Origin of the sequence: Clostridium sp., assembly GCF_051278035.1 — a bacterium.
GTDB lineage: Bacteria > Bacillota > Clostridia > Clostridiales > Clostridiaceae > Clostridium_AD.
Genome location: NZ_JBNMNU010000174.1, coordinates 1 through 8708, shown reverse-complemented (window position 1 = coordinate 8708; position 8708 = coordinate 1). Strand labels below are relative to the sequence as shown.

Here is an 8708-nt window from a genome sequence, read left to right as displayed (position 1 = left end):
AGGGGTATAAAGAACATAACTGTGCCTTACTGAACACTCAATCCCTTATATTGGTAAATCTGAATATATATTGTGGTGTTTTCTGCTTTCGTGACCTGAATATTTTTGTATCATAGTATCCTTTTATTTAAACTAAATTTTTATAAAATAACTTACTTTAAAAAGTTCCTATAATCTCGAGTGTAGGAACTTTTTTGAGCTTAGTTTACTATATCGACCTAAAATACTCAAAAAAATGCGTTTAATATACCTAAGTTCACTTTCCAAAATAAAAACCGGAACTTTTAATTTAAAGATTGGTTTAGTTATTACCATATTTAGGAATTGAGTTTTCAGTACAGGACAGCTATGTTCTTCATACCCCTACAAGTGAATTTGAAAAACTTGATTTACTCAAGAGAACACATCATCCAGAATATGTGTTGCATTTTGACTTATGGATAAATGAAGAAAAGAGTGACCTTACTCTTGTATGCGAGATAGAAGTAGACGAATTTAATAATATTGTAAGATTTGAAATTGATGATATTCATGTGATGTAACTATTGTTTTGTTGGGAATATTCCATTAAAGAAACTGAAGCACTTGATATTTACATAAATGATAAGAAAAATAACAGGTCATTTTAATTTGCCCCTTATAGTTTAAAATAAATGGGGATAGACAAGTATAGTTTGAAAAGTAAAATGAGCATTTAAGCCACTTTGAGTACTATTTAAAATTGCTTAAAACATCACATTACGAACCAGTTGGTCGCAGGTTAGACTCCTATCCGACACATTATAACAAATACAAGTACCTCAGGGCTGGGGTACTTGTTATTTTTTTTACTATTTATTGATTATACCTTGATTGGGGATTATTTAAATTAAATAATTGTAACAGGTGTTGAGTAGTTCGTTTGAAGTATACCGCAGACGAACGTTAACTAATAGCCCTCAAAGTGGCATTATATGGTGGCGAATATACATATAATCAGTTCGTCTAATATATCGACTTTAAACGAACTATTATATATAATTATCTAATGAGGTGTTTATATGAAAACATATTTTTACATTAGAGTATCAAGCAAAGAACAAAATACAATTAGACAAGAGGTAAAAGCTAAAGAAAATGATGTTCCATTGGATCATGTTTATATTGAGAAGGTTAGTGGTAAGAATGTAACAGATAGACCCGTATTAAGTAATATGATGGCTGCACTAAAAAGTGGGGATAAGTTAGTTGTAGATAGTATTAGTAGATTTGCAAGAAATACAAAAGATCTTATAGAATTAATAGAAAAATTGAATAATAAAGGTGTAATATTTGTATCACTTAAAGAAGCAATAGACACTACCACTCCAACAGGCATGTTTATGTTAACTGTATTCGGAGCAGTTGCACAACTTGAACGTGACTACCTAAAAGATAGACAGTTGGAAGGCATAGCAATTGCAGTAACAGCAGGCAAGTACAAAGGACGTAAGCCTATAGAGCATCCTAAACTATGGGAAAGATATTATAAAATGATGCAAGATGGTGATATAAGTGGTGTTGATGTTATGAAAATATTAGATTTAAAGAAAACTACATTTTATAAATTAATTAATCAATATGAAGAGGGTAAATAAAATACCTTCTTTTTTTATTATGGATTAAATATTATGGGTAGGACTAAAAATTTGACTTAAGCGCTCTTAACAACTGCTTAAAAGTACAATATAGAAATGTATGTTAGTATTTACATAGATTACATTTCTATTATTTTTTTAATATTACCAAAAAGTTTAAATTTTATAGTGCTAACAATTAATTGCAAGTAATATTAACCTTTTTAAAACTATTTGAGTCGTTATTACGAATATATAGTTAGAATGGTTAGAAAGTGAGAGTAAGTGATTAAATATGGACAAGCAAAAACGGTGGATAAGACAAATTAAGTTGAAATCGCATGCAGTTGCGTCAAATGATCTTATAAATAAATACTATAAAGAAATGTATGCTTACATATATAAGCAAACATTAAATAAAGAATTGTCTATGGACCTTACGCAGGAAATATTTATAGGTATGCTCCAATCCATAAATAATTACGATGAAGGTAAAGCTACCTTTAGAACTTGGCTGTATAAAATAGCAACAAATAAGCTTATTGATTATTATCGCTCAAGAAATTATAAATACAGTACTATAGTAGCGTCTATTAATGACTACGATTTACATGATACTGAGGACTTTACAGTTAATATTGAGAATAAACAAGAGGCTGAAAAAATTATAAATGTAGTAAATAGATTTGATGCTTCTTCTCAGTTAATTCTTAGACTTAAAATTTTTGCAGAGTACACTTTTTTAGAAATATCAGACGTGCTTAATATAACTGAATCTACAGTAAAAACAAAATACTACTCAATCATTAGAAAAGTTAAGAAAATTGTATGGGAGGATAATAATGGATAAACATGAACCGTATATAGATTTTCCAGATGACAATACAATAAACTCTCAAATAAACACTATAATAGCCAAAGGGCTTAAGCCTCAACAATCATTTAATTCTTATATAAAAAATATGTACAAACAAATTGGTATAAAGAATTTATTTCATGATGTAACGGAACTTGTCTTCGCAGTCTTAATTGTACTATCAATTTTAGTTTTTATAGCTATTAGTTCTAACATTTCAATGAATGTAAATAATGGAGGTATATACTCGTTCATTTTTATGTTCTCACCAGTTTTATATTTTGCTATTTCTTTGGTATCTTTTATAAATACAAAACAAAAGGATACCTATGATATAGAAATGACCTGTAAATATAATGTATATCAGTTAGCTGCCTTTAGAATGCTTGTGTTCAGCGTTTTCTGTATTATTTTTAATGTTTCAGTGCTCTATTTATTGGCTGCAATTTATAAACAAATAAATTTTCTGCAAGCTTTCATGATTTCAGTTACTTCTCTGTTTTTATTTTCAACAATTTTTTTATATATAATTTTTAAAATGCATTCCACATTTACAGTATATTTTGCAATATGTACTTGGGTAATTATAAACTTGGGAGTATCCACATTTAGCAAGGAAATCTATAATATGTTTTTAAATAAGATTCCTATTTATGTATATTTGATTGTAACTTTCGCTTTCTTATGTGCTTATATTTATAATCTTAAAAAACTTATTACTTTTAAAAATACGCAAGGGGTGATTTAACGTGCTACTAGTTAATAATGTTAGTAAGAATTTCGGGAGTTTTTGTGTACTTAAAAATATTAATCTTGAGTTTGAAAATGGTGTTTATGGTTTGCTTGGACCTAATGGTGCTGGGAAAACCACACTTATTAAGATGCTTACTACACTAATTTTTCCTACCAAAGGTGAGATACTATATGATGGGACTGATATAGTAAAACTAGATGAGAAATATCGTGATATATTAGGTTATCTGCCACAAGAATTCGGATATTACAAAAACTATAGTCCTAAAAAATATTTGCTGTATATATCTGCGCTAAAAGGAATTGATAGAAGTAAGGCTAAAAACAGAGTAGGAGAGCTTTTGAAGCTTGTTGGACTTGAATCTGTAGAAACTAAAAAAATGAGAAAGTTTTCTGGAGGAATGATTCAGCGGGTAGGCATAGCTCAAGCAATGTTAAATGATCCTAAAATTCTTATTTTAGATGAGCCTACTGCTGGCCTGGATCCAAAGGAAAGGGTAAGATTTAGAAATCTTCTTACAGAATTATCAAAAGATAGAATAGTTATTCTTTCAACTCATATAGTAACAGATGTTGAATCCATAGCAAATGAAATTATTATGATAAAAGATAATGAGGTACTTTATAAAGATAGCATTAAAAATATTTGCAAAATAATTAAAGGGCTTGTTTATGAAACAGAAATTAAATTTGATGATGCTAAGAGTTTTAGAAAACAATATTTAACACTATCTGAAAAGCAAGAAGATGGAAAGTTAATAGTTAGATTTATTAGTGAAGAATCCATTGATAATGAGTCTACTCCTAGTAATTGGAATGCGGTGCAACCAAACTTAGAGGACACATTTCTCTATATTTACAACGATGAACCCTTAGTAGTGGAGGTATAGAGGTGTGAGTATAAAGTTAAATGAACTTAGAAAGGTGATTACTTCCTCAGTCGTAATTGGATTAATAGCTGTATTTATTGTCTTTAATATTTTTATTATATTTAGTAGTACTTATTATACAAATGAATTAAAGGTGTTAAATAAGATTGTGGACAAATTTGGATATGAGATAAACGACAAAATGATGGATGACTTTGGATTATACTATAACGACCAGTTAAAAAAGTTAAATAGTATAACTTCACAAAAGATGTCTAAGACCTATACGTCTGCTACAATGTTTTTAAATAATTACAATAAAGTTGATATTTACACAAAAGAACAATTGGAATTCTTCAATGAAGTAAAAATTGTTGAGAACTATTATTATAATGCAAAAGACATTGATATAAGCTACAAGGATATTGATATAGCGGAAATGGGAGAGTCTGGAATAGCTATGTACAAGCTTAGTGGTAAGGCTTCTGACACAGTAAGAATACAGTATTCAAAACTATCTAAAAGATTTGATAAATTAAAAGAAAATGGTGAACACAAGAATTTATTTTTCATAGGAAAAGCTTATAAAATGCATACATTGCTCTTTAAAACACTGTTTAGGACTTTCATCTACGAAATAATGATTTTAGTTGTTCTTATTACAGGATATCTGACTAACTATGAGTTTGAAAACAAGACTCAATCTGTAGTATATGCAACAAAGAGAGGAAGGAAGCTTGATACAGATAAATTTTATGTAGCTATATTTTCCAGTATATTGGTTACCACAATCATTATTGCTGTTTCACTGGTGGTATATTTTAGTGTAGTTAGTTATTCTGGACTTTGGGGTGTTCCTATAAGTAGTGGATTCAATTGGGAAGACAATGTACCATATATATCTTGGTGGGATATGTCATTTTTGAAATACTTGTTTTATTGTATTGGGCTTGTTTATGCATGCGAAATACTGTTTACTTGTATTACTTTTATAATATCAAGTTTTATAAAAAACAGCTATATAGTTTTCTTTACCTTTGCCATAATATTTGGAATATTTTTAATTATTCCAGGTGTCATGTTACGTGATAGTAATGCTATTTTTGCAGCTTATTTTACACCTTTTGTACTTATTTCAAATTCGTGTTTGTGGTTTATGGAAAAAGGACCTTTTGCTACTTTTAAGTATTATGAAGTGATTACAATAGCTGTATGGTTAGGAGTTCTGCTAACTATATGTTGGATTTGCACAAGAAGATTTAAAAAACAAAATCTAAATTAGTGAAAGGAAGTATATCATGCGGATAGTTTTTAATGAGATAAAGAAAATTTTTAATTTTAAGATGGTTATTATAATTATGTTTATTAGCTTAATAATGTATTATCTATTCATAAGTTTTGATTTCGAATATTTTCCTAATGGAAGACCAGAAAAGGACAATTATAAAATAAGTATTCAAATGGTAAAGGATTATGGAACCTCTATGGATAAAAAAGAATTTATAAACTTTAAGCAGCTATACAATAACCAGATTCAGGAGGCTAACAAGTATCTTAAGGCTAGGCCAGAGTTTGCAGCCGTAGGGATAACTACATATGAGAAATTTAAAGAAATGGGTAGTGGTGATGAAGAGTTAGATAAATTACACAATAAAGCTTTTTACGAGGATAAGGTAGATATATTCTGGGAGTTAGAGACTAGAGAGTGGTTAATAGAACGATATGAAGGAATTGAACATATAGACTCTAGTTTTAATAAAAATCAAATAGCAAGATATAATGATGTAGTTAAAAATGGTTCTATAACATCTATACTTCCATCGTTTGTTTTTAAAAATTATAATAACTTAATAAAAAATGTGGCAATGCTTATAGTCTTAAATATAATATTTATGATTTCGCCCATTTATATAAAGGATAGTATAAACAAGGTAAATCAACTTCAATATACATCTAAGACAGGAAGAAAAACATTTAAAACTAAAATACTTGCAGCACTAATATCAAGCTTTATAATTATAAGTATACAGCTTGCTTGCTTCTTTATGTTATATTCACATAATAAAGTAGGATTGTTTTTAAATTCTAGTATAAATTCAGTTTTTAACTTTAGTTTTTCTTGGTATAATATTAACTTTGTGCAATATATAGCTCTTACAGTAGCCGCAGTATATGTTTTATGCTTTGCTGTTACTTTAATAGTAACCTTTATTTCAAGGATAGCACCTAATTATATAACACTTATAGGAGTGCAGGTGCCAATAACTTTTATTGTCCTAACTATGTCTTCTAAATACCTTATGGATAGAGTAACAACTATTTGGTTTCCTAAATATTTTCAACCTTTGGCTTATTTCATTTTAGTTTCCATTGGAGTGATACTTATAGCTATTAGGGGGAAAAAAGAAAAAGTAATAGATATTATTAATTGAATAGTTATATATAAGCAATTTATATGTTAAAGAATGTACTGGTCGGTGATTCTTAATTAAGGTAAAATATGTAGTTAAAAATATACTTAGGAAATGCCATACGGACATAGAATTGTGGTACTGCTGAATTAAGAGGAGGAGTGTTTTTGTGAAGTTTGCTCGAGAACTTTGTGCTATAGGCTAAATTATGGGCTTATTTATGATTATATGCCCTATAAGAGTTTTCAAAATGCGAAATGCTATTAGAAGTATTTTCATGATTAATGAATTAGAGGTTATTGATTTTAAAATTTTTATTTACAGACTTGGAGGTATATTTGAAATTCTCATTTTCACACTTTTACTAACACAAACATTCACAACATAGTTTATAAAGGGAAATCGGTGGTGGTACTAAAACTATAAAAAGGAACAATAAATAAAGATTCCGCAACCTTCAGTAAAATGAATTTGTGGTATTTTTTATTGCGCGATCTTCTTTATGGACGACACAAGTAATAAATTCATATCAATAAGATGTAAATTAGATAGGGGGTAGTGCCAATATTTTGGTTCAATATAACCTTTTTTATGTTGAATGATTTTTATTTTATAATGAATGCATAAAAGTAGTGTGTATTCTTAATTAGATAGGTATAAACAAATGCCGTAAAATTTTGGGTTCACGGCATTATATCTTTGAAATATATTTTTAAAGGATTGTAGATCTATTATATAGAATAAGATAATTAAGCAAGTATTTTGTGTCGTGTTCGTATTTTTATGTGAATCTGAAAGGTAGAATTATGAATGTTATAATTATTTGGGGACTTATGGGAGGAGTATTGTTAATTGAAGCCAAAGAATATGTTGATTCATTAAGTGAACAGGAATTAAAATAGGTAAATAATATTCTTAAGTTGCAATGCGACTGTAAAAAACAACGTAACAATTAAAATTAATATAGGGGGAATTGATTTGAAAAGTATAAGTGTTTTAATTAGAGTATGTATATATATTGCAATGACATCTATTATGGCTGTCGTAAACCTAAAGGTTAATAATATTTTATTTGTTATATTATGCGTGTTACTTTATTCTTTTTTTATAGTGGTGTTAATTAGTTGGAGAACCTTTAGTTGTATATGGGTATGTGATGAATGTGGTGAAAGATTCAAAATGACATTGTGGGCGAGTTTTAAGAGTTATTTTACTAGCCTCACAAATCAGTTGTATCATAGACGATTATATTGTCATAAATGCAATGAAAATACATGGTGTAGAGGTACTTTTCAAGAGTAAATATTAAAGTCTCAATATTCATTTAATGTGTCGCAATCGACTAAGGGCGATAGCCCTTTTTAATGCTATTTTCTAGGAGGTTATTTTTACATTAGTCGTTGCCGTACCCCTAGTCTAGCCTTTAGATGATGCTTGGAGAATACCGTTGTTTTTTTCATTTGAAATTTAATACCTAGCATAGTTAATCCGCCCTTCATTTTTTCTTAATATATCCAAAATGGTACTGACTGTTTTATATAAATTACCTTAATCTTAATTCTTCACAAATATCCTTTGTCAATTTTGCTAATGGCCTTTTTCCTAAATCTTCATCACTTATGTAATTTGAAACCACCATTTGTAGCACTTCTTCTCTGCTGCTGAAAAGTTCTGGATATTGAGTATATAACTCCTCTATTCTACTTTCATTATAAATGATTGCTTTTTTAATAAGTTCTCTGACATAATCTTTGTGAAAATTATATAACTTCTCAATATGAAAAGTATCTATTGAATTTATTATTTTCTTTCCCATCTCACTTTCAGGATTTCCAGGTTTAATTTCTATTTTAAAATTATCTGAATTACCTAATAAATAACCTATATCATATCTATCATTATATTTTAATTTTTCCATATTCTCTTTTCTATCTATATCTTCATCCGTATAAAAATCAGTTTTAAACTGAGCATTTCGCCCAAAATTCTCTGTGTAAGGATATATATGTTTCTTATAATAAAAATCATCTGCTATCTTAAACCTTGAGTTACATATCTGACAACTTGGTATAAAATTATATAAAGATAATCCTAAAAAAGGGTACTTATCTTGACTATAAAAATGATCTAAATCTGCTGTAGTTTTTATTCTATTATTGTGAACATAGCTACTTATAAATTCTCTATTACAATAAGGACAAACATTTACACCCATCATAGTTAT

General features: G+C 28.4%; 8 protein-coding genes and 1 pseudogene. 8 read left to right on the top strand and 1 reads right to left on the bottom strand.

Annotated features, from left to right (window positions below; genetic code table 11):
* Positions 1-323 precede the first annotated feature (323 nt).
* From ACJAX4_RS19515 to ACJAX4_RS19480, 8 genes are all read left to right on the top strand, one after another.
* A complete protein-coding gene (locus ACJAX4_RS19515) occupies positions 324-542 on the top strand; it encodes a DUF7668 domain-containing protein (protein ID WP_435791106.1) in 219 nt (72 codons plus the stop codon).
* A gap of 498 nt (positions 543-1040) precedes the next feature.
* A complete protein-coding gene (locus ACJAX4_RS19510) occupies positions 1041-1616 on the top strand; it encodes a recombinase family protein (RefSeq protein ID WP_435791105.1) in 576 nt (191 codons plus the stop codon).
* 274 nt (positions 1617-1890) lie between these two features.
* A complete protein-coding gene (locus tag ACJAX4_RS19505; protein ID WP_435791104.1) occupies positions 1891-2445 on the top strand; it encodes an RNA polymerase sigma factor in 555 nt (184 codons plus the stop codon).
* Positions 2438-3199 carry a hypothetical protein gene (locus ACJAX4_RS19500; protein ID WP_435791103.1) on the top strand — a complete coding sequence of 254 codons (762 nt, stop codon included), beginning with the start codon at positions 2438-2440 and terminating at the stop codon, positions 3197-3199. Before ACJAX4_RS19505 ends, ACJAX4_RS19500 begins: the two co-directional genes overlap by 8 nt.
* Before the next feature lies 1 nt (position 3200).
* A complete protein-coding gene (locus ACJAX4_RS19495) occupies positions 3201-4094 on the top strand; it encodes an ABC transporter ATP-binding protein (RefSeq protein WP_435791102.1) in 894 nt (297 codons plus the stop codon).
* A 4-nt stretch (positions 4095-4098) separates the two neighbouring features.
* The gene (locus tag ACJAX4_RS19490) at positions 4099-5355 is read left to right on the top strand and encodes a hypothetical protein (RefSeq protein WP_435791101.1); all 1257 of its coding nucleotides are present in this window, start codon (positions 4099-4101) and stop codon (positions 5353-5355) included.
* Between the two features lie 16 nt (positions 5356-5371).
* On the top strand, positions 5372-6505 hold the full coding sequence (locus tag ACJAX4_RS19485; RefSeq protein ID WP_435791100.1) for a hypothetical protein: 1134 nt from the start codon (positions 5372-5374) through the stop codon (positions 6503-6505).
* 957 nt (positions 6506-7462) lie between these two features.
* The gene (locus tag ACJAX4_RS19480) at positions 7463-7786 is read left to right on the top strand and encodes a hypothetical protein (protein WP_435791099.1); all 324 of its coding nucleotides are present in this window, start codon (positions 7463-7465) and stop codon (positions 7784-7786) included.
* 241 nt (positions 7787-8027) lie between these two features.
* On the opposite strand, the pseudogene ACJAX4_RS19475 reads toward ACJAX4_RS19480, so the two are convergent.
* Positions 8028-8708 (bottom strand): annotated as a pseudogene (locus ACJAX4_RS19475) (HNH endonuclease); the annotation flags it as partial.

Coding starts and splice junctions, on each gene's coding strand:
- ACJAX4_RS19510 (WP_435791105.1), top strand. CDS start 1,041: ATGAAAACATATTTTTACATTAGAGTATCAAGCAAAGAACAAAATACA.
- ACJAX4_RS19505 (WP_435791104.1), top strand. CDS start 1,891: ATGGACAAGCAAAAACGGTGGATAAGACAAATTAAGTTGAAATCGCAT.
- ACJAX4_RS19500 (WP_435791103.1), top strand. CDS start 2,438: ATGGATAAACATGAACCGTATATAGATTTTCCAGATGACAATACAATA.
- ACJAX4_RS19485 (WP_435791100.1), top strand. CDS start 5,372: ATGCGGATAGTTTTTAATGAGATAAAGAAAATTTTTAATTTTAAGATG.